This window comes from Xanthomonas sacchari, from assembly GCF_040529065.1.
Classification (GTDB): domain Bacteria; phylum Pseudomonadota; class Gammaproteobacteria; order Xanthomonadales; family Xanthomonadaceae; genus Xanthomonas_A; species Xanthomonas_A sacchari.
Genome location: NZ_CP132343.1, coordinates 2,720,258 through 2,743,924, shown reverse-complemented (window position 1 = coordinate 2,743,924; position 23,667 = coordinate 2,720,258). Strand labels below are relative to the sequence as shown.

The 23,667-nt window shown below is 64.6% G+C and carries 8 protein-coding genes (1 of these 8 running past the window's edge); 6 read left to right on the top strand and 2 right to left on the bottom strand.

The window, feature by feature from the left end; genetic code table 11:
• The first annotated feature begins 944 nt into the window (after positions 1–944).
• From RAB71_RS11450 to RAB71_RS11440, 3 genes are all read left to right on the top strand, one after another.
• The gene (locus tag RAB71_RS11450; RefSeq protein WP_010341896.1) at positions 945–1,298 is read left to right on the top strand and encodes an ABC transporter; all 354 of its coding nucleotides are present in this window, start codon (positions 945–947) and stop codon (positions 1,296–1,298) included.
• A gap of 86 nt (positions 1,299–1,384) precedes the next feature.
• Positions 1,385–2,701: an ABC transporter permease gene (locus RAB71_RS11445; RefSeq protein ID WP_010341895.1), complete on the top strand. Its 1,317-nt coding sequence runs from the start codon at positions 1,385–1,387 to the stop codon at positions 2,699–2,701.
• A gap of 95 nt (positions 2,702–2,796) precedes the next feature.
• Positions 2,797–4,014 carry an ABC transporter permease gene (locus RAB71_RS11440; RefSeq protein WP_029561941.1) on the top strand — a complete coding sequence of 406 codons (1,218 nt, stop codon included), beginning with the start codon at positions 2,797–2,799 and terminating at the stop codon, positions 4,012–4,014.
• 173 nt (positions 4,015–4,187) lie between these two features.
• Here the strand turns inward: RAB71_RS11440 and RAB71_RS11435 are convergent, their stop codons facing one another.
• Positions 4,188–5,894, bottom strand: coding sequence for a cyclic peptide export ABC transporter (locus tag RAB71_RS11435; protein WP_010341893.1), 1,707 nt, complete (start codon positions 5,892–5,894; stop codon positions 4,188–4,190).
• A 41-nt stretch (positions 5,895–5,935) separates the two neighbouring features.
• Positions 5,936–8,362, bottom strand: coding sequence for a penicillin acylase family protein (locus tag RAB71_RS11430; protein WP_081481930.1), 2,427 nt, complete (start codon positions 8,360–8,362; stop codon positions 5,936–5,938).
• 381 nt (positions 8,363–8,743) lie between these two features.
• Here RAB71_RS11430 and RAB71_RS11425 point away from each other — a divergent pair, with 381 nt between their 5' ends.
• The 3 genes from RAB71_RS11425 to RAB71_RS11415 form a co-directional block, all read left to right on the top strand.
• Positions 8,744–10,489, top strand: coding sequence for a fatty acyl-AMP ligase (locus RAB71_RS11425; RefSeq protein ID WP_010341890.1), 1,746 nt, complete (start codon positions 8,744–8,746; stop codon positions 10,487–10,489).
• A 117-nt stretch (positions 10,490–10,606) separates the two neighbouring features.
• The gene (locus RAB71_RS11420; protein ID WP_010341889.1) at positions 10,607–10,891 is read left to right on the top strand and encodes an acyl carrier protein; all 285 of its coding nucleotides are present in this window, start codon (positions 10,607–10,609) and stop codon (positions 10,889–10,891) included.
• A protein-coding gene (locus RAB71_RS11415) for a non-ribosomal peptide synthase/polyketide synthase (protein WP_353940050.1) crosses the window boundary here: on the top strand, positions 10,888–23,667 show its 5' portion. It continues 6,543 nt past the right edge of the window; the window shows 12,780 of its 19,323 coding nt (coding positions 1–12,780); it begins with the start codon at positions 10,888–10,890; the stop codon falls past the right edge of the window. The genes RAB71_RS11420 and RAB71_RS11415 overlap by 4 nt, the downstream gene beginning before the upstream one ends.

Genomic DNA, 23,667 nt, shown 5'->3' with positions numbered 1-23,667 from the left:
GTTAGAAGCAGTATTCAAACCGTCACTCGCGGACGGGCCTGGAGCGCAATGCTGAACCGGCCGATCCCCGAGATGCTTGCGGTTGCAGCCTATAAATGGGCCTTGTACCGGTCCGTAGGATCGCCGATAACCCAAGCATGATGGCCATATATGGGCGCGCCTGACCTTGTTCATGTCGACACTTGCCGTCCAGAGAACCCGTGCAAAAAGGAATTCCTTGGCCCATCGTCGGGTCCGGGCTTCAAACTGGAGGCGCGGTTCCAAGGTTCGGCCCAAGGATCTGCACGGGTCGTACCGGGCCAGTGATCTCGCGGCTTCATCGAGAGTGTCCGCCCGGACAGCTCAGTGTCCGGGCGGACACTTACGCCATATATCTCATCTTTGCACATCGTCTACTTGTGACACACGCAAATAGTGCTTAATGTGAGGCGGGCAAACCAATGCAACGACGGCAGACGCATGGACGATCAACGCCGCATTCGCGCCTTTCCGGGCTTCGCAGATCGATTGGACGTGCCGGCTGCTGTCGGATGATTCAGCATGGGGGAGGTCCTGGCGTACGGGACGCCAGGAAGGAGCGAGTCGAGCAGGCAAGCATGTGCGCCAGGGGCTGGATCGGAAGCGCGTGCAGGGTCTTGGCGATGCGCGCGGTCCGGCGCGGAAGTGCCGGGAATGTGGCTCACGCCCAGGGAGGCGTGCCACGAACCCAGCTCTCGCGTACTGCCTCGGGAACAGGGAGGTGCAGGGGACTCGCTCCGCATGTGAGCCCCTCTTTCGGGCGCCCCTCATCCCATGCGGTAGCGCATTGGCAGTGCCCCGTGCGCGGGCGGCCATCGCTGCTGCTATGTCACGATCCACAGTGTGGGGCGCTTTGCGATGTGCCTTGCCTCCCGCACGTTTTTCCATGCAGGTGATGTCGCTCGATCTACCGCCAGGGAACCTACATGCTTGAGATGCGTCAGGTCAGCAAGGTCTATCGCAGGGAAATGGTCGAAGCGTATCCAGCGCGTCCGCTCGACCTGGATGCAAAAACGGAAGAGTTCATCGCCATCAACGGGCATTCCTGCTTCGGCAAGACGGCATTCTTGAACATCCCGGATTCGCATATGGCATGGGAAAACCTGGAGCTGATTGGGCAGATCCAGGCACTGGGCCCTGCCGTGGTCGTAGTGACGCGCGAGGCAGAACTGGTTGCCCGCGTGCAGCACGACGTCCACGTTATCAATGGCATTGCCACGGGTATGGCCGGAAAACGAGAAAGCCTCGCGGCGATTGCGCGGGAGCACATGCTCTGGTAACGGAGCGCTGGCAGCTGCCGCTTCATTGGATCGTTGCGGCGCCGGGAAATCGTCGCCGCCCTAGGGATAGCGCAAAGAGAGATCACATGTTCGGATACTACTTCGACCTGGCGCTGCGAAGCTTCAAGCGGAACCGGATGCTGACTGCGCTGATGGTACTGGCGATTGCGCTGGGTATCGGCGCGAGCATGACGACACTGACGGTGTTCTACATCCTTTCTGGTGATCCTTTGCCCGGCCGGAGCCAGACGTTGTTTTATCCCCAGCTGGATCCGGCCGACAAGGAAAACTTCATGCCTGGCGAAGAGCCCGAGGACCAGATGACGCGGTACGATGCGGAGACGTTGCTGCGCCAGGCGCGCGGCGACCGCCAGGCGGTGATGAAGCGCGGCAGCGTGGTGGTCAGGCCTGAACGTGTGGAGTTAGGTTCATTCTCGGTGGATGCACGTTACACGTCCGGCGACTTCTTTCCGATGTTCGCCACGCCATTTCTTTACGGCAATGCCTGGAGCAAGTCGGAGGACGACAGCCGCAGCCGTATTGTGGTCATCGCAAAGTCGCTCAACGACAAGCTGTTCGGCGGAAGCAACAGCGTGGGCAAGTCTGTCTGGTTGAGCCAGAACGAGTTCCGCATCGTCGGTGTTCTCAACGATTGGCGCCCCATCCCGAAGTTCTACGATCCGTACGGCAGCCTCTATGGCGAGACCGAGCAAGTGTTCATCCCCTTCTCGACGTCGCGCGACCTCAAGATGGACGCCTCGGGCCGCATGCACTGTTGGGGCGGCGACGACCTGGAAGAGGAACCGGAAGGTACGACAGGCGTCAATGCGCCCTGTGCTTGGCTGCAGTACTGGGTCCAGCTCGACTCGCCCGAAAAGGTGGCGGCGTACAGGCAATACCTCATCAATTACTCCAATCAGCAGCGGGCCGCTGGCCGCTACCAGCGGCCCACCAACGTGAGACTGCGTAGCCTGATGGAATGGCTCGACTACAAAAAGGTGGTGCCGAGCGATGTGCGTCTGCAGGTTTGGCTGGCCTTCGGCTTCTTGGTCGTGTGCCTGCTCAATACCAGTGGCCTGCTGCTGGCGAAGTTTCTTCGCCGATCGAGCGAGATCGCGGTGCGCCGCGCGCTCGGCGCATCGCATCGCACGATTTTCAGCCAATATCTGGTTGAAGCGGGCGTGATAGGGCTGGCCGGGGGCGTCCTCGGCTTGGGATTCGCGCTGCTGGGCCTGTGGGCCGTGCGCCAGCGCTCGGCAAGTTATGCGGAGTTGGCGCAGCTGGATCCCGCCATGCTGATTGTCACCTTTGTGCTCGCCATCGGCACTAGCGTCCTTGCTGGCTTGCTGCCTGCGTTCCGCGCATGTCAGATCGCGCCGGCAATCCAACTCAAGACCGACTAGCCGCCTGGCGGCCAGCAGAGTATCGGGCGAAAGGCCCGACGCAACCAGATCCAGCTCCCGGTCAACCCTGGGGCACGCCATCACCGAGGAACTCCATGGACATCCGCCCCATTTTCTCGGCACTACGCCGGCACAAGACGGCTGCGATGCTGATCGTGTTGGAGATCGCCGTCAGCTGCGCCATTCTGTGCAATGCGGTGTTCCTGATCCACAGTCGTTTGCAATTGATGGATCGCAAGACAGGGCTGGCGGAGGGCGAGCTGGTGCGTATCCAGTTGGCCAAGAGCGGGAATGACGATCAGGCAAGCGCACGCGCCAAGGAAGACCTGGCTGCCTTGCGCGCATTGTCTGGCGTCAAGCTTGCCGCAGTCTCGAACTCCGTGCCTCTGGGGCTGTTGGGCAGGAGCCTGGACGTCAAGTTGACACCCGACCAATCCCCGTTGTTCGAGACGGCCTACTACATCGGCGACAAACAGCTGCTGGACACGATGGGATTGAACCTGGTCGCAGGGCGGCGCTTCCTATCCGACGAGTTCATCGAATGGAGCGCGCTCGACGCCCCCAACAGCAACGTCGGTATCCCGTCAGCGATCATCACGCGGGCCATGGCCAATAGACTGTTTCCCGATCAGGATCCACTCGGGAAGTCCTTCTATGCGTGGAACGACGCGCCCATCAAGGTCGTCGGCGTGGTCGAGCACTTGGTGCAGCCGCATGGTTTCAACGATCCTTCTTCTTACGAGTACGCCATCATGCTGCCGGTGGAAGGAGGTTTCCCCACCTACTTGCTGCGCGTCGACGATCCTTCGCGCCGTGCCGAGGTGCTGCAACGCGCAGTGGACGCGCTGAAGCGGATAGATCCGAATCGGATCATCCTCAAGCAGGATACCGTGCAGGAAATGCGCGACAGCTACTACCAGCAGGACCGAGAAATGGCCTGGCTGCTGGTGATTGTCTGCGCGGCGCTGTTGGTGATCACCGCGCTCGGCATCATCGGACTTGCCAGTTTCTGGGTACAGCAGCGCACGCGCCAGATCGGCGTCAGACGCGCACTGGGAGCGACCCGTAGGCAGATCCTGCGCTATTTTCAGACGGAGAACTTCCTTCTATCCACGGTCGGCATCGTGCTGGGGATGTTCCTGGCCTATGCCATCAACTATCTACTGATGAGCAAGTACGAGTTGCCGCGTCTCCCACTAGGCTATCTGCCGATCGGTGCCATCGTGCTTTGGCTGATGGGCCAGCTGGCGGTGCTGGTGCCTGCGCGCCAGGCTGCGTCGATTCCGCCAGCAGCGGCAACACGCTCGATCTGAGCGAGTGCTGGAGGCGCCGGTGGGCGTGCCAAGCAATGATCTCCCTCGGGCGCTCCGCTGCGATCTTGCGCCCCGGCCGACGGGACGCTGTGTGGCTCATTGTTGGGCGTCTCACTGAATAGAGGAGTGGCTCCAACGAGCCTCAAGCTGCAGGATCGATGACGATGCCCACCCTACGGCACCACTGGTGCGGGCGATATCTGGGCGTCAATGGCGTGCGCGTGCTGACGGTCAACGCTGTTGACCCGTCCCTCACCGAGTACGATGACCTGGTCGGCGAGATGGAAGTAGCGATCGTCGTGGGTAATGACCACGATCGCTTTACCCCTTGCCTTCAGGGCCGGAAGTATCTCGTCGTAGAAGACCGACTTGAATGAGGGATCCTGGTCAGCCGCCCATTCGTCGAACAGGTAGAGTTCCTTGTCGTCGATCATCGCGACGAGCAAGGCCATGCGTCGGCGCTGGCCGTCTGACAACGAAAGGGTGGAGAATTTACCCTGCGCATAGGTGACCTTGCTGTCCAGTTGAAGCGCGCGCAGATAGTGTTCGACCATTCCCGCGAGTCCTTCGTCGCCGACACCGAGAATCTGATCGAACAGGTAGTAGTCGGAGTAGATCGCGCCGATGGCCTGTCGATACGTACCGATCGAGGCGTTGGTGATTGCATGATCGCCGAAGTAGATGGTTCCGCCATCGGCACGGTAATGAAGCGTCAATAGTTTGCCGAGCGTCGATTTCCCCGAGCCATTGCCGCCGACGATGAAAGAAATTTCGCCCTTGCGAAACTCCAGGTCCAGAGGGCCGACAGCGAAGCCCTGACCTGCACCGTCGTAGTAATAGCGCACATCTTCGAAGCGGACGCTGCTCCATGGCCGGGGTAGCTCCTGCCTTGGCTCGATGTCCTCGCCCGGAATCTCGCCGAACAGTTTGGCCACGCGCTGCATGGACACACGCGAGATGGCCAGCTGTGGTACGTAATTGAGGATGGCCGAGACCGGACCCGTCACGTACAGCAGCGCCATGATGACGCCGACCAGCTCCTGATTGCTGACCACCCGGTAGTTGACGAAGACGAAGATGATCGATCCGATGACGAAGAAGCTGAGCAGGTCGCCATAGTTGCTAGCAGTGCGCACGATGGTATGGCCGGCCTTCTCGTTGCGCTGAACCTCGCCCTCGTAGGCCATCAGCACGGCACTGAAGTAGGCCTCGCGCTTGCGATCGTTGAGCTTGAGTTCCTTGATGCCGCGCAACAGACCATTGATCGATTCCTGCAGGCCATCGAACCCTCTGCGCGCACGGATGAAATAGCGACGGCCGATCATCATCGGCACCTGGTAGGTCAATACGCCGAAGGCGATGCAACCCAGCACGAACCAGAACACGTCGGAATTGAGGACCAACAGGAATCCGAGCATGCCGATCAGGGTGACTATGTTGATCAGCAGGTCGGGAAGCATGCGTGCACCCAGGACGATGCGCGGTACATCCGTGGTCAGCGCGGTAAGAAGACGCGCCGACCCAATGCGCTCAAGCGCACGAAGTGGCGCGTCGGCGATCTGCCGATACAGCCCGGTCCGCAACTGCGACGCAACGTCGATGGCGACTCGGCTCAGCATTACCTGCGACAGCGTCCTGCTGACGAGGATGAAGAAGCATGCAACGCTGAAGACTAGTGCGAACGGCGCGTTGGAAATTTCCAGCGATAGCACGCGGGTTGGCTCGACCGCGATCTCGTCCAGGCGCGCATCGCCGGGTCTCAGCACGCTCATGATCAAGGGAATCAGCAGCGAGTAGCAGACACCGGAGAGACCGCCAAGCACGATCGATAGGAACACTTTGTTCGGCGCCTTGCGGGAAAACTCGGCGAACATGTTCATCTCGGGGTTCCTCGGGGCAAACGACGTCGTGGCTTACCAGATCAGGGCGCGACGGCAGCTCGCTTCTTGTCGAAGCTGCTGTCCAATGTGTAGTAGCGCACGTCGCGAAACGGCTTGACCATATCGTCGTAGTGCGGGCTTAGCACGTTCCCGGACTGGCCCGTCGAGTTCATGTAGTAATGCTCGGTGTGTTGACCGCGCAAGGCGATGATCTGTCTGAATCCTGCCCCGAACTTCTGCAGGTAGCCTTCGGCGCCGGCGAAGCTCGCGCCAGCCACATTGATCGTGTTCTCCGAGCCTCCATTCTCGATGCGGCGCTCGAACACCTTGCGGAGCGGCTTGGACTGGCTGAAGGGGAGGTGGGTGTAGACCGTTTGCTGGATGCCGCTCCAGTGCCAACTGGACATGCTCCAGTCGCCCTTCAGCTTGTGCAGCTCCCAGAGAGCGCTGTTCTGCGCGGCGGAGAGCTGGTCGTCGCAGGTTTCGCGGCCGGGCGCGGTGCTCTCGTTGCACCACAGGCCATCCTTGCGATGCAGCATCTCGTGTATGTAGGCCAATGAAACGTCGTCCTGCAGGTTGCGCAGAATCTTCGAGGCCTGTGGGGTGTTCCAGGATCCGCGCAGCGCCGGGCTGAAGACGCGCTGGCGGAAATGCCGCATCCAGACGGTGAAGATGGCGGCAGCCTGGCTGTCCCCGCGCATGTCGCCGTTCCAGGACGCCAAGTACTCGGCTGCCTGGGCGCCGTGCTCTCCCCGCGGCAACCGGTGCCTGAGTTCGCCCATCAGTTCGCTGGCCTCCAGGTCGACGGTGTCGGCCTGGATGTGTTGCATGTCGCCGACCGTCAACTTCTGTCCGGTGTCGATGCGTTGCCGCAACAATTGCTCGATTCGGCGCGCGCGTGCAGGAGACGCCCAGTCGTAGGAGATCAGATAGGGGTAGTCGTCGGATGTGACCTTGTTGTTCGCGTTGACGATGTAGCCGGCCGGCGGATTGTAGCTCTGTGGCCAAGCGGCGGCAGGTACCTGTCCGGACCAGTCGTTTGCGCTGTCCCAGCCGGGGGAGGGCAGCGTTCCTTGGCCTTGCTTGCGGATCGGAATGCGCCCTGCGCCCAGGTAGCCGATGTTGCCGTCGCGATCGATATAGAGGAGATTCATCGCAGGCGCGACGTGGTGCGCGAGCGCCGCCTTGAAGCTTGCCCAGTCTGTGGCGTAATTGAGCCGGAAGAACGCTTCGTAGCTGGAGTCGCCCGGGTCGAGCGCGGTCCAGCGCAGTGCCACTGGCTGATCGAACACCCCATAGTAGTCACTGATGACAGGGCCATGCCGCGTCTGGCGTACTTTGAAGGTCACTGGCGCATACTGTTTGCGCAGTTGCTGCGGGAAGTCTGCGCGAACATGCAGCGTCTCAGTGCGCGTACGGAAGGGCTGCCATCCGCCATCCACTTCGTAGCGTTCCCCGGACTGGTCGGACCTTTCGAAGAACAGATCCTGCGCATCGGCCATCATGTTGGTACCACCCCATGCGATATGCGCGTTTCTTCCCAGCACGGCCACCGGCAACCCGACCAGGCTCATGCCCGACACCTTGTAGGTCGGCGCGTCGACGCTGATCGCATACCAGAGCGACGGGATCTGCAGTCCCAGATGTGGATCGTTGGCAAGCAGGGCCATGCCATCCTTCGTGTGCCGACCAGCAACGACCCAGGCGTTGCTGCCGACGTTGCGCCCGCCGAGCGCGTACGCGCTTTCCAGGTGATGTTGGAACGTGGCGAGCGCCGCAAGGCGCTGCGGATCGCTCGACGCCGTCGCCGTGGTCGGCGCATCCGCGGGGTAGGAGGGGAAAAACGCCGCCAGTTGTCCGCTCGTCAATGCCTGGCTGGCAATGTAGCGATCGATTTCGCGGCGAAAGTTTCCGCCGAGGTCAAGCGCGAACACCTTGATCCAGGCCAGCGAGTCCAGTTCGGTCCACCGCTCGGGGGCAATGCCTAGCATGCGGAACTCCGCAGGTAGCGGGTGCCTTTCCGCGATCCATGCATTGACGCCGGCGGAGTAGGCCGTCAGAGATCGCTGCGCTTCCGGGCTGAGTGCGGGCCATGCCGACCGGGCCGATTCATACAACCCGAGCGTGCGGAACCAGACATCTGTCTCGATGCTCTCCTTGCCGAAGATCTCACTCAGGCGTCCGCGCGCCATGCGGCGCTGCAGTTCCAGTTGCCACAGTCGATCCTGCGCATGCGTGTAGCCCACGGCGAAGAACGCATCCATGTCGCTTGCTGCACGGATGTGCGGCACACCGTTGGTGTCACGCGTGATCGTCACCGGTGCGGAGACCCCGCGCGTGAGACGAAGCTCGCCCTCGGGGGGGAGGCTTGCCCGCAAGGAGACGAACAGCCATGCCGCACCGAGTAGCAACGGCAGCACGACAAGCGCCACCAGGCGCGTCGCCAGAGGAAACGATATCCGCGGCATCACGCGCTGCGGTTCGATGGCGCGTGCCGGCGTGCTGCCCTTTGATCGGTCTGCAGCCCGCCAGGCGGCATGTCGTTCGGGATATGTCCCGATTCTTTGCACAACGCCCGGGAGCGAGCACCAAATGCGTCTGGCGCATGAGCCATCAATGGGACGGCGCGTCCGCGCTCATCAGGATGGGACGTCAAGTGTGAATTCCATCTCGAAGAGCAACATGCAGAGCGTGTCATCTTCCGGTTCGTCCCTGTAGTTCCGTCGCGGTTATATACACGCAGCAGGCTTGACGAAGCAAGATATCGGTGGAAAAGTAAATCGCAGGGACGGTTGGCCTCTGATGTGCTGCGGGCCGCCACGAGGGGAAACATCGTTCAGCCATTTGCAATGCCGCTGATCAGCGTACAGACGCTGGCGGCCATCGATACGGCCGTCTGCGTGTCAGGGAATCTGGACTTTCTCAAGGAGGGGGTGGTTTTGCAGAGCTTTCCCGAGATCATGGCGCAGCGCGCCGTTGTCACCCCCGACGACGTCGCCTGTCGTTTTTTTCGAGGTCCCGCGCTGGAGCATGAGGTCATGACGTTTGCGGCGTTGTGGCGGCGCGCGGCAGCATTGGCGCAGCAGCTACAGGCATTGGGCCTCGAGCAGCAGCGTGCCCTGTTGGTATGCAAATCGCAGCAGCATTTCGTCGTCGCATTCTACGCGTGCCTGCTGGCGGGGGTGATCGCCGTGCCTGCGTCCCCGCCGCGCCGACAGATTTCTCAAAATCGTCTACAAATCATCGTCCACGATGCCGGCGCGCATGCGATGATCTTCGATTCCGCCGAGTTCATGCAGGCGGAATTGGTATCGGGGGCCGGGGCATTGTTGAGGATCGATATGCGCGAGCACGCGGACGCGTGCGCCGATAGCATGCTCGTGGCCCCATGGACGCCGGGGCGGGTGGATGCGTCGACGCCGGCGTTTCTTCAATACACCTCCGGTTCGACGGGAGATCCAAAGGGCGTGGTCGTGACCCATGGAAATCTCGTAGACAATTGCGCCTCGATTCAAGAAGGGATGCAAATCACAGGGCATTCCAGGTTATTTACTGCGCTTCCGTTGTTTCACGACATGGGACTGGTCGGGGGCGTTTTGCAATTCATGTACTCCGGCTGCTCGGCCGGCTTCTTGTCGCCTACGGAATTCGTGCAGTATCCGGAGCGCTGGCTGCGTGTCATTTCAGAGTTCCGCATGACGGTCAGTGGCGGTCCGAACTTCATGTACGACCTGGCGTCTCGCGCGGTCAAGGACGAGGCGATCGCGGATATCGATCTGTCTTCCTGGCGTGTCGCGTTCTGCGGTGCGGAGCCGATTCGCGCCTCCGTCATCGCGCGATTCATGCAGCGCTTCGCCGCCCACGGTTTGTGTGCGGAGGCGTTCTATCCTTGTTATGGCATGGCGGAGTCGACGCTGTTCATCACCGGGGTCGACGTTGGCGTTGTGCCGGCGACGCACGCGTACGCTGGAGTGGATGTCGTTGGCTGCGGCGCTGCCCGCGGGGACACCCACGTAGAGATCGTTGACCCGGACACGTCCTCCCGGGTTGCCGCCGGTGAGAGCGGCGAGATCTGGGTCCGGGGGCGCAGCGTGGCCCATGGCTACTGGATGCGCCCTGAACTGAGCCAGCGCGTGTTCCATGCGCAGATCGATGGAGTCGGCCCTGGGCATCTGCGTACCGGCGATCTTGGCTTCATTCTGGATGGTCAGTTGTACGTGACCGGACGGATCAAGGACCTGATCATCGTCAATGGCAGGAAGTACGCACCGCAGGATATCGAGGACAGGTGCGAGCAAAGCCATGAAGCCTTGCGCCAGGCCGGAGGTGCCGCCTTCGCCGTCAGCGATCAGCATGGCGAGCGATTGGTTGTGGTGTTCGAGCTCAAACGTGAGTGGTTGCGGCGCCATCCCGACTGGCCCGGGGTGCTTGGGTCGATGCGTGCCTCGGTTAATGCCGAATACGGACTGCCAGTCGCGGATATCGTGCTGATCAAGCCCGGCGCGTTGCCACGCACGTCCAGCGGCAAGGTGCGACGGGCGCAGTGTCGGATGGACTACCTGTCAGGTGATCTGGTGCGCGCTGCGGTGCATTGAGTCGATCATCGATCTGCCGTTTGCCGCTCGACCATGCAAGTGCGTCTCAAGGAGTTGCTGTTGTCACGTTGATGGGTGGCGTTGGCGGTTTTTCTCAAGGCTGAGGAGCTGTGATCGATGAGCGCGCGCGAGCTGTGGCTGAAACAGGCATTGTCGGAACTGCTGGAGGTCGATGCGGCGCAGATCTCGGTGACCCAGACCTTCGCCGAGCAGGGCGTGGATTCCTTGATCGGCCTGCGCCTGACGCGCAAGCTCGAGGATGCGCTCGGCGTCGAGGTCGATCTCGAATGGCTGTTCGATCATCCCAGCATCCACGCACTCGCGCAGTTCCTGGATTCGCGGTTTGGCGCGCTTGATGCCACGCCCTCGCGTATGGATCACCAACGAAGGATCGATGCATGAAGCTGGATGCTCAGGCTGGCCTATGGATGCCGCTGTCGGCCGCACAACGCAGCCGTTGGTTCCTGTACCGCCTGGCACCCGATGCCCGTGGTGAACATAACAATGCGTTCGCGGCCGTCATACATGGCACGTTAGCGGCGGACAGCTTGTTGTCTGCGCTACAGGCGCTTGTCCAGCGCCACCCGATGTTGCGTTTCCGTTTTCGGGATAACGGCGACGAAGTCGAACAGTCCGTATCCGCGTGCGCGGACGTGCCACTGATCCTCGACGATACCTGTGCCTTCTCTCCTGAGGCGCTGTTGCGTCGCGTGCGCAACGATGCCATCGAGCCCTTTGATCTTTTTCAGTGCCCCCCGATTCGGGCGGGGCTGTATCGGCGCGACGACGACACGCAGATCCTGATGCTGGCGTTCGATCACATTGCGGTCGATGGTTGGTCCTATTGGCGCTTGCTGGATGAGCTGGGCACGTTGCTCGGCGGGAAGATCGTGGCCGATCAGGCGGAAGCCGAGGTCGGCTACGAGGACTATGTTCGTTGGCAGGCGCAATGGTTGCAGAGTGGCCAGGCGAAAGCGCAGCGGGACTATTGGCATGCAGCGTTGCGGGGTGCTGCGCAGAATTTGCCGTTGCCAGCGGATCGGTCGACGTCACAGATGTCGGGCCGGTTCGGTGAGGTCGCGTTGACGATTCCGCCATCGCTGGCGCTCGACCTGCACGCACTTGGGCGGCGCCACGGGGGCTCGTTGTACACCACGCTCCTGTCCGCCTACATGATTCTGTTGCATCGCCACGGTGGTCAGGACGATATTTCGGTCGGATCGCCGATGCCGGGACGCACCCAGTCGGAATGGGACGCAGTGGTCGGCGATTTCGTCAATCCGGTGGTGATGCGTGCCGTATTCCAGAGCGCTGCGAGCCTGGCGGACGTATTGCGCATGGTGCGCACGACCGCGCTGCGTGGCATGAAGAATCAGGAGTACCCCTTCGCTTCGCTGGTCGAGGAACTGCAACCTGCGCGGAGCACAGGCCAGCATCCGTTCTACCAGACCATGTTCGTGTTCCAGAACGCCAGACACGGCGGCGGCCTGCGTCGCCTGTGGGACGGTACGCATGGTCGGGAGCTGGTCGCATGGGGCGGCGTCGGCCTCAGTGCCTATTCCGCATGCCGCAGCGGTGCAAACCATGGCATTCCGCTCTTGCTTGAGGTGATCGAGTTGGAGCAGGGCATCCGATGCGCATTCAAGTTCGACCATGGTGTGTTCGAACAGCAGACGGTGGAGCGTCTTGGCAAGGCCTGGCTGATTCTCCTGCAGGGGATGGTGGCCGACGATACGCAAGCCGTCTCGCGCCTGCCGTTGTTATCGCCGGACGAACGCGAGCAGGTATTGCACACGTTCAACGCGACGCGGATGGATGTTCCGCAGGACATGCCGATCCACGCCTTGTTCCAGGCGCAGGCATCGCGGCAGCCGCAGGCGCTGGCCCTGGAGTGCGGGGACCAGCAGCTGAGCTACGGTGCATTGAACGCCCGTGCCAACCAGCTGGCGCACCGCCTGATCGCACTGGGCGTGCAACCGGATACGCGCGTGGCGATCTGCCTGCCGCGCAGCGTGGAGATGGTGGTGGGGATCCTGGCGATCCTCAAGGCCGGCGGTGCCTACGTGCCGCTGGATCCGGCGTATCCGGCCGAGCGGCTGGCCTACATGCTGGCCGATGCCGAGCCGGTGGCGCTGCTGACGCAGGCCGCGCTGGCCGAGAAGGTCCAGCACCTGGATCCAACGGCGGGCGTGGCCCGGGTGGCCGTGGACGATGCCACATTGGCCCTCCAGCCGGTATACGATCCGGTCGTGGCCGGTCTGAGTGTGCGGCATCTGGCCTACGTGATCTACACCTCCGGCTCCACCGGTCGGCCCAAGGGGGTGATGCTCGCGCATGCCAACGCCGTCAACCTGGTGGCCTGGGCGCAGGCCAGCTTCAGTGCCGAGCAGTTGGCCACGACGCTGTTGTCGACGTCGATCAATTTCGACCTGGCCGTGTTCGAGCTGTTCGTGCCGCTGAGCAGCGGCCGCAGCGTGCGGCTGGTTGCGGACCTGGTGTCGGCGGGGCAGGCCCTGGACGGGACGACGCTGGTCAACACGGTGCCTTCGGCGATGGCCGCGGTGCTGGACGGCGCGGACCTGCCGGCCTCGGTGACGACGGTGAACCTGGCCGGCGAGCCGCTGAAGCGAGCGCTGGTGGAGCGGGTGTTTGCGACAAGCCAGGCGCAGGTGGTGGCGAACCTGTACGGTCCTTCGGAGACAACGACCTACTCGACCTGGACGACGATGACGCGGGAGACCGGGTTCGTTGGCCATATCGGCAAGCCGATCGCCAATACGCAGGTGTACGTGCTGGATGCGCAGGGTCAGCCGGTACCGATCGGGGTGATCGGCGAGCTGTACATCGGCGGTGCCGGTGTGGCCCGCGGCTACTTGAACCGCCCGGAGCTGACGGCCGAGCGGTTCCTGGCCGATCCGTTTGCGTCCGATCGCGATGCCCGCATGTACCGCACCGGCGATCTGGGGCGCTGGCGGCCGGACGGCAACATCGAGTATCTGGGGCGTAACGATTTCCAGGTGAAGGTGCGCGGGTTCCGCATCGAGCTGGGGGAGATCGAGGCGCGGCTGGCGGCGTGCGCGAGCGTACGCGAGGCAGTGGTGCTCGCACGCGAGGATGTGCCGGGCGACAAGCGGCTGGTGGCCTATGTGGTGCCCGACGCCGGCAATGCGTTGGCGGTGGCGTCGCTGCGTGATGCGCTATCGCAGGCCTTGCCCGAGTACATGGTGCCAAGCGCGTTCGTGATGCTGGAGAGCTTGCCGCTGACGCCCAACGGCAAGCTGGATCGTCAGGCATTGCCGGCGCCGGACCAAGCGGCCGTGGCCAGCCGGCAGTACGAAGCGCCGCAGGGGGAGGTGGAGCAGGTGCTCGCAGCGTTGTGGCAGGCGCTGTTGAACCTGGAGCGGGTCGGGCGGCAGGACCACTTCTTCGAGCTGGGCGGGCACTCGTTGCTGGCGGTGCGCCTGGTGACCCGGGTGCGTGCGACGCTGGGGGTGGAACTGGCATTGCGTGAGGTCTTCGCCCACCCAATGCTGGCCGCCTTGGCCGCACGCGTGGCCGCTGCCGGCGCCACGACGCAGGAGGCGATCGAGCCGGTGGAGCGGGGGGAGGGGACGTTGCCGCTGTCGTGGGCGCAGCAGCGGCTGTGGTTCCTGGATCAACTCGATCATGCTGCGGGCGCGGCCTATCACATCCCGGCCGCGCTGCGGCTGAGCGGTATGCTGGACCGCACCGCGCTGCAGTGCAGCCTGGACCGCGTGGTGGCGCGGCACGAGAGCCTGCGCACCACCTTCGCCAGCGTGGAGGGCGAACCGCGACAGGTGATCGCACCGGCAGATAGCGGCTTCCAGTTGATCGAGCACGACCTGCGCCATCTGCAGGGGGCCGAGCAGGAGGCGGCGGTCGCAGAACTGCGCCTGGCCGAGGCCGGCGCGCCGTTCGACCTGGCGCAGGGCCCGCTGGTGCGTGGCCGCTTGCTGGTTCTCGCCGAAAAGGAACACGTTCTGCTGGTGACCCAGCACCATATCGTCTCCGATGGCTGGTCGATCGGGGTACTGGTGGGTGAGGTCAGCGCGCTGTATGCCGCCTTCCTGACCGGCGCGGCCGATCCCTTGCCGGCACTGCCGGTGCAGTATGCGGACTATGCGGCCTGGCAGCGGCGCTGGTTGCAGGGGACTGTGCTGGACGAACAACGGGGGTTCTGGAAGGACCAGTTGCGTGATGCACCGGCACTGCTGGAGCTGCCGACCGACCACCCGCGGCCGGCGGTGCAACGCTACCGGGGCGCCCGCGTGGCGGTGCGGGTACCGCAGGCGCTCAGTACCCAACTGCAGCAGCTGTCGCAGCGCCACGGCGCCACGCTGTTCATGACGCTGCTGGCCAGTTGGTCGGCGCTGCTGGGGCGGCTGAGCGGCCAGCACCAGGTGGTGATCGGCAGCCCGGTGGCGAACCGGCAACGCGCCGAGATCGAGCCGTTGATCGGCTTCTTCGCCAACACCCTGGCCCTGCGCGTGGACCTGGACGGCGACCCGAGTGTGGCGGCGCTGTTGGCGCAGGTGCGTGCCAGGCTGCTGGGCGCCTATGCGCACCAGGATCTGCCGTTCGAGCAGGTGGTCGAAGCGGTGCAGCCGGTGCGCAGCCTGAGTCACAGCCCGGTGTTCCAGGCGATGCTGAGCTTGAACAACACCCCCGGCGAGGGGGCGTTGCAGCTGCCCGGCCTGCGTCTGGCTGCATTGGAGACGGGCACGCCGAGCGCGCAGTTCGACCTGTCGCTGGCGCTGAGCGAGACGCCGGATGGGCTCGTCGGTGGGCTGGTGTATGCGGCCGACCTGTTCGAGCCGGCGCGCATGGAGCGGTTGCTGGGCCAGTGGCAGACGCTGCTGGCGGCGATGGTGAGTGACGACACGCAAGCCGTCTCGCGCCTGCCGTTGTTATCGCCGGAGGAACGCGAGCAGGTATTGCACACGTTCAACGCGACGCGGATGGATGTTCCGCAGAACACGCCGATCCATGCCTTGTTCCAGGCGCAGGCATCGCGGCAGCCGCAGGCGCTGGCCCTGGAGTGCGGGGACCAGCAGCTGAGCTACGGTGCATTGAACGCCCGTGCCAACCAGCTGGCGCACCGCCTGATCGCACTGGGCGTGCAACCGGATACGCGCGTGGCGATCTGCCTGCCGCGCAGCGTGGAGATGGTGGTGGGGATCCTGGCGATCCTCAAGGCCGGCGGTGCCTACGTGCCGCTGGATCCGGCGTATCCGGCCGAGCGGCTGGCCTACATGCTGGCCGATGCCGAGCCGGTGGCGCTGCTGACGCAGGCGCGGTTGGTCGACACGGTGCGTGCTCTCGGCGGCGACGAGAGGGCCGTGGCAATCGTGGCCGTGGACGACGATGCCGCACTGGCCCGCCAGCCGGCACACGATCCGGTCGTGGCTGGTCTGAGTGCGCGGCATCTGGCCTACGTGATCTACACCTCCGGCTCCACCGGACGGCCCAAGGGGGTGATGCTCGCGCATGCCAACGCCGTCAACCTGGTGGCCTGGGCGCAGGCCAGCTTCAGTGCCGAGCAGTTGGCCACGACGCTGTTGTCGACGTCGATCAATTTCGACTTGGCCGTGTTCGAGTTGTTCGTGCCGCTGAGCAGCGGCCGCAGCGTGCGGCTGGTTGCGGACCTGGTGTCGGCGGGGCAGGCCCTGGATGGGACGACGCTGGTCAACACGGTGCCTTCGGCGATGGCCGCGGTGCTGGACGGCGCGGACCTGCCGGCCTCGGTGACGACGGTGAACCTGGCCGGCGAGCCGCTGAAGCGAGCGCTGGTGGAGCGGGTGTTTGCGACAAGCCAGGCGCAGGTGGTGGCGAACCTGTACGGTCCTTCGGAGACAACGACCTACTCGACCTGGACGACGATGACGCGGGAGACCGGGTTCGTTGGCCATATCGGCAAGCCGATCGCCAATACGCAGGTGTACGTGCTGGATGCGCAGGGTCAGCCGGTACCGATCGGGGTGATCGGCGAGCTGTACATCGGCGGTGCCGGTGTGGCCCGCGGCTACTTGAACCGCCCGGAGCTGACGGCCGAGCGGTTCCTGGCCGATCCGTTTGCGTCCGATCGCGATGCCCGCATGTACCGCACCGGCGATCTGGGGCGCTGGCGGCCGGACGGCAACATCGAGTATCTGGGGCGTAACGATTTCCAGGTGAAGGTGCGCGGGTTCCGCATCGAGCTGGGGGAGATCGAGGCGCGGCTGGCGGCGTGCGCGAGCGTACGCGAGGCAGTGGTGCTCGCACGCGAGGATGTGCCGGGCGACAAGCGGCTGGTGGCCTATGTGGTGCCCGACGCCGGCAATGCGTTGGCGGTGGCGTCGCTGCGCGATGCGCTATCGCAGGCCTTGCCCGAGTACATGGTGCCCAGCGCGTTCGTGATGTTGGAGAGCTTGCCGCTGACGCCGAATGGCAAGCTGGATCGTCAGGCATTGCCGGTGCCGGACCGGGCGGCATTGGCGAGCAGCGACTACATGCCGCCGGTGGGCGAGATCGAACAGTCACTCGCGACGATCTGGCAGGAACTGCTTGGTCTGGAGCGGGTGGGGCGGCAGGACCACTTCTTCGAGCTGGGCGGGCACTCGTTGCTGGCGGTGCGCCTGGTGACCCGGGTGCGTGCGACGCTGGGGGTGGAACTGGCATTGCGCGAGGTCTTCGCCCATCCGGTGCTGGCCGCCTTGGCCGCACGCGTGGCCGCTGCCGGCGCCACGACGCAGGAGGCGATCGAGCCGGTGGAGCGGGGGGAGGGGACGTTGCCGCTGTCGTGGGCGCAGCAGCGGCTGTGGTTCCTGGATCAACTCGATCATGCTGCGGGCGCGGCCTATCACATCCCGGCCGCGCTGCGGCTGAGCGGTATGCTGGACCGCACCGCGCTGCAGTGCAGCCTGGACCGCGTGGTGGCGCGGCACGAGAGCCTGCGCACCACCTTCGCCAGCGTGGAGGGCGAACCGCGACAGGTGATCGCACCGGCAGATAGCGGCTTCCAGTTGATCGAGCACGACCTGCGCCATCTGCAGGGGGCCGAGCAGGAGGCGGCGGTCGCAGAACTGCGCCTGGCCGAGGCCGGCGCGCCGTTCGACCTGGCGCAGGGCCCGCTGATCCGCGGCCGCCTGTTGGTGTTGTCTGCGCAGGAGCACGTGTTGCTGGTGACCCAGCACCATATCGTCTCCGATGGCTGGTCGATCGGGGTACTGGTGGGTGAGGTCAGCGCGCTGTATGCCGCCTTCCTGACCGGCGCGGCCGATCCCTTGCCGGCACTGCCGGTGCAGTATGCGGACTATGCGGCCTGGCAGCGGCGCTGGTTGCAGGGGACTGTGCTGGACGAACAACGGGCGTTCTGGAAGGACCAGTTGCGTGATGCACCGGCACTGCTGGAGCTGCCGACCGACCAGCCGCGGCCGGCGGTGCAACGCTACCGGGGCGCCCGCGTGGCGGTGCGGGTACCGCAGTCGCTCAGTGTCCAACTGCAGCAGCTGTCGCAGCGCCACGGCACCACGCTGTTCATGACGCTGCTGGCCAGCTGGTCGGCGCTGCTGGGGCGGCTGAGCGGCCAGCACCAGGTGGTGATCGGCAGCCCGGTGGCGAACCGGCAACGCGCCGAGATCGAGCCGTTGATCGGCTTCTTCGCCAACACCCTGGCCCTGCGCGTGGACCTGGACGGCGACCCGAGTGTGGCGGCGCTGTTGGCGCAGGTGCGTGCCAGGCTGCTGGGCGTCTATGCGCACCAGGATCTGCCGTTCGAGCAGGTGGTCGAAGCGGTGCAGCCGGTGCGCAGCCTGAGTCACAGCCCGGTGTTCCAGGCGATGCTGAGCTTGAACAACACCCCCGGCGAGGGGGCGTTGCAGCTGCCCGGCCTGCGTCTGGCTGCATTGGAGACGGGCACGCCGAGCGCGCAGTTCGACCTGTCGCTGGCGCTGAGCGAGACGCCGGATGGGCTCGTCGGTGGGCTGGTGTATGCGGCCGACCTGTTCGAGCCGGCGCGCATGGAGCGGTTGCTGGGCCAGTGGCAGACGCTGCTGGCGGCGATGGTGAGTGACGACACGCAAGCCGTCTCGCGCCTGCCGTTGTTATCGCCGGAGGAACGCGAGCAGGTATTGCACACGTTCAACGCGACGCGGATGGATGTTCCGCAGAACACGCCGATCCATGCCTTGTTCCAGGCGCAGGCATCGCGGCAGCCGCAGGCGCTGGCCCTGGAGTGCGGGGACCAGCAGCTGAGCTACGGTGCATTGAACGCCCGTGCCAACCAGCTGGCGCACCGCCTGATCGCACTGGGCGTGCAACCGGATACGCGCGTGGCGATCTGCCTGCCGCGCAGCGTGGAGATGGTGGTGGGGATCCTGGCGATCCTCAAGGCCGGCGGTGCCTACGTGCCGCTGGATCCGGCGTATCCGGCCGAGCGGCTGGCCTACATGCTGGCCGATGCCGAGCCGGTTGCGCTGTTGACGCAGTCAGCGCTGGCCGAGAAGGTCCAGCACCTGGATCCGACGGCGGACGTGACCCGGGTGGCCGTGGACGATGCCACATTGGCCCTACAGCCGGTACACGATCCGGTCGTGGCTGGTCTGAGTGCGCGGCATCTGGCCTACGTGATCTACACCTCCGGCTCCACCGGACGGCCCAAGGGAGTGATGATCGAGCATCGGCAATTGGTGGCGTCTACCCTGGCCAGAACGAACGCGTACGCTGGGTACGAGCGCTTTCTACTGCTGTCGTCCATTGCCTTCGACAGCTCGGTTGCCGGCATCTTCGGCACCCTGCTCGAGGGCGGGACGCTGGTGGTCCTTGAGCGCGATGCTGGGCATGACCCGCAGGCAATTGCGCGTGACATCAATCGGCATTGCATCACCACGCTGCTTTGCGTACCGTCGCTGGCGCGCCTGATCCTTGAGCAGATGGAAGAGAGCCACGAGCGAAGCCTCAAGGAAATCATCGTGGCGGGAGAGGTCTGCCCTCCCGCCCTGCAGAGGATGACGGAGCGCTTTGTTCCGGAGCTTGCGCTGTACAACGAGTATGGCCCCACCGAAGCGACCGTATGGGCGACGCTCCATCGCACCCAGGTTGGCCTGGTATGCGATCCGATGCCCATCGGTCGGCCGATCGCCAACACGCAGGTGTACGTGCTGGATGCGCAGGGTCAGCCGGTGCCAATCGGGGTGATCGGCGAGCTGTACATCGGCGGTGCCGGTGTGGCCCGCGGCTACTTGAACCGCCCGGAGCTGACGGCCGAGCGGTTCCTGGCCGATCCGTTTGCGTCCGATCCCGATGCCCGCATGTATCGCACCGGCGATCTGGGGCGCTGGCGGCCGGACGGCAACATCGAGTATCTGGGGCGTAACGATTTCCAGGTGAAGGTGCGCGGGTTCCGCATCGAGCTGGGGGAGATCGAGGCGCGGCTGGCGGCGTGCGCGGGCGTACGCGAGGCAGTGGTGCTCGCACGCGAGGATGTGCCGGGCGACAAGCGGCTGGTGGCCTATGTGGTGCCCGACGCCGGCAATGCGTTGGCGGTGGCGTCGCTGCGCGATGCGCTATCGCAGGCCTTGCCCGAGTACATGGTGCCCAGCGCGTTCATGATGTTGGAGAGCTTGCCGCTGACGCCGAATGGCAAGCTGGATCGTCAGGCATTGCCGGTGCCGGACCGGGCGGCATTGGCGAGCAGCGACTACATGCCGCCGGTGGGCGAGATCGAACAGTCACTCGCGACGATCTGGCAGGAACTGCTTGGTCTGGAGCGAGTGGGCCGGCACGATCACTTCTTCGAACTGGGCGGACATTCCTTGCTGGCCGTCCGGCTGGTGACGCGTCTGCGCGCGACGCTGGGCGTGGAACTGCCCGTGCACAGCGTCTTCGTTGCACCGATGTTAGCTGCCCTCGCCACTGTCATCGCTGCAGCGAGCCGGGCGTCCCACGCGATCATTCCGTTGACCGATCGCACCCGGCCGCTGCCATTGTCATGGGCACAGCAACGGCTTTGGTTCCTGGACCAGCTCGACGCGGCGGCGGGAGCGGCTTATCACATGCCGACGGCGCTACAGCTGAGCGGGCAGTTGGACCTCGCCGCGCTGCAGTCGAGCCTCGACCGGATCGTAGCGCGTCACGAAAGCCTGCGTACGACCTTCGTCAGCGTGGAGGGCGAGCCACAGCAGGTGATCGCGCCACCGGACAGTGGCTTCGCATTGATTACGCACGATCTGCGTGGGTTGGACGCTGCCGCCCAAGACGCAGCGGTCTCCGAACTGCGCCTCGCCGAGGCTGGCGCGCCGTTCGACCTGGCGAAAGGCCCGCTGATCCGCGGCCGCCTGTTGGCTTTGTCCGCGCAGGAGCACGTGCTGCTGGTGACCCAGCACCACATCGTCTCCGATGGCTGGTCGATCGGGGTGCTGGTACGCGAGTTCAGCGCGCTGTATGCCGCCTTCCATATCGGTGCGTCCGATCCATTGCCGGCATTGCAGATCCAGTACGCGGACTATGCCGCATGGCAGCGAATTTGGCTGCAGGGCGATCTTCTGCAGGAACAGATCGCCTTTTGGCGCGGGCAGTTGCAGGGCGCACCCGCGTTGCTGGAACTGCCGACTGACCGGCCGCGCCCAGCCACGCAGCGCTACGCGGGCGACCGCATTCCGGTTCGTGTGGACGTGGATCTCTTCAGCGCATTGCATGCCCTGTCGCAGCGTCATGGCGCGACCTTGTTCATGACCCTGCTCGCCAGTTGGTCGGTACTGCTTGCGCGCTTCAGCGGTCAGGACCAGGTCGTGATCGGCAGTCCCGTAGCAAACCGGGCGCGGGCCGAGATCGAGCCGCTGGTGGGCTTTTTCGTCAATACTCTGGCATTGCGGGTGGATCTGCGGGAAGACCCGAGCGTAGCAGCGCTGCTGGCGCAGGTCAGGACGACGACGCTCGCGGCTTATGCGCATCAGGACCTGCCATTCGAGCAGGTGGTCGAAGCACTTCAGCCAGCGCGCAGCCTGAGCTACAGCCCGATATTTCAGGCGATGCTCGGCCTGAACAACACGCCCGCGGACGGCGAACCGGCGCTGCCGGGGTTGAGCCTGGCGGTGCTGGACAATCCGCAGAACACCGCGCAGTTCGATCTCGCCCTGTCGCTTAGCGAAGCGGCGGGTGGCCTGGCAGGTGAGCTGACCTATGCCACGGATCTGTTCGATCGCCAGACCATGGAGAGGTTGCTCGGCTGCTGGAGGGCCGTGCTGAACGCCATGGTGGCCGACGACCGGCAGACGGTTTGCCGATTGCCCATCCTGCCGGAGGTCGAGCGCGAGACGGTGCTGGTCCGGTTCAATGCCACGCAGGCGGAGTATCCGTATCGGCAACCGGTGCACGCGGAGTTCGAGGCGATGGCCGCACAGCAGCCCGATGCCATCGCGGTGGAACACGCAGGGCAGCGACTGACCTACGGCGCATTGAACCGCTGCGCCAACCGGCTTGCGCATCGCCTGATCGCGCTGGGGGTGCGTCCGGACGACCGCGTCGCGATCTGCATGGAGCGCTGCCCGGAACTGGTCGTCGCCGTACTCGGCGCGCTCAAGGCGGGTGGGGCATACGTGCCTCTGGACCCTGCCTATCCTGCCGAGCGCCTCGCCTATCTTCTGCAGGACAGCGCGCCATCCGTTGTGGTGACGCAGCCATCGATAGCACTTCCGCTTGCCGCTTCTGTGCCGCGTTTGCATCTGGACGCGCAGGGCCTGGAAGAACTGACGGGGCAACCCGAAAGTAACCCCTTGCCGCGGGCAATCGGGTCGGACCACCTTGCCTATGTCATCTATACCTCCGGCTCGACGGGCAAGCCCAAGGGTGTCGCGATGCCGCATCGGGCGCTGCGCAACCTGTTGGCATGGCAGCAGGGTGCCTACCCGGGAGCCTGCTTGCCCGAACGTGTCCTGCAGTTCTCCGCACTGGGATTCGACGTCGCGTTCCAGGAGATCTTCCATACCCTGGGCACGGGTGGTTGTCTGCTGCTGGTGGACGACGCTATCCGGCAGGATCCTTTCGAGCTGCTGCGATTCCTCCAGGCGCAGCAGGTGCAGCGGATATTTCTGCCCTTTGTCGCGTTGCAGGGCATGGCCGCCGCGGCGCAGCAATCCGGGACCACGACGCCGGCCCTGCGTGGGGTGGTGACGGCTGGCGAACAACTGTTCGCCAATCCGGCGATCCGAGCGTTCTTTGATGCGAACCCAGGGTGCCGGCTGCACAATCACTATGGGCCGACGGAGACGCACGTGGTCACGGCATTGACCCTGGCGGAGGAGCCGGCGAGATGGCCGGCGCTGCCTCCGATAGGTAAGCCGATCGCCAACGTGCGCATTTACCTGCTGGATGCGCATGGCGCCCCGGTACCGATCGGTGTCACTGGCGAGCTGCATATCGGCGGAGACGCACTGGCGCGCGGTTACCTGCACCGCCCGGAGTTGACTGCAGAGCGGTTCCTGGCCGATCCGTTCTCGGACATGCCGCATGCGCGCATGTACCGCACCGGCGACCTGGGTCGCTGGCGGGCCGACGGCACCATCGAGTACCTGGGTCGAAACGACTTCCAGGTGAAGATCCGAGGCTTCCGCGTCGAACTGGGGGAGATCGAGGCCAGGTTGGCAGCCTGCACCGGCGTGCGCGAGGCTGTTGTGTTGGCAGGCGAGGACGCGACCGGCGACAAACGGCTCGTGGCCTATGTCGTACCCGAAGCCAGTATCGCGCCATCGGCGAGCGCACTGCGCGAGGTGCTGTCGCAGGCGCTGCCCGAGTACATGGTGCCTAGTGCATTCGTGACGTTGGAGAGCTTGCCGCTGTCGCCCAACGGCAAGCTGGATCGCCGGGCTTTGCCGACACCCGACCAGGCGGCGGTGGTCAGCCACGCATATGTCGCGCCGCAGGGAGAACTGGAACAGGCGATCGCCGCGCTTTGGGAAGAACTGCTGGGCCTGGAACGGGTGGGGCGACAGGATCACTTCTTCGAGCTCGGCGGACACTCTTTGCTTGCGGTGCGACTGGTGACGCGCCTGCGCGCGGCGCTGGGCATCGAATTGCCGCTGCGCGAGGTGTTCGCGCAGCCGGTGCTGGCACGCTTGGCCGCGCGCGTGGCCGGCGCGGGTGCCGCGACGCAGGACGCGATCGTGCCGGTGGACCGCAGTGGG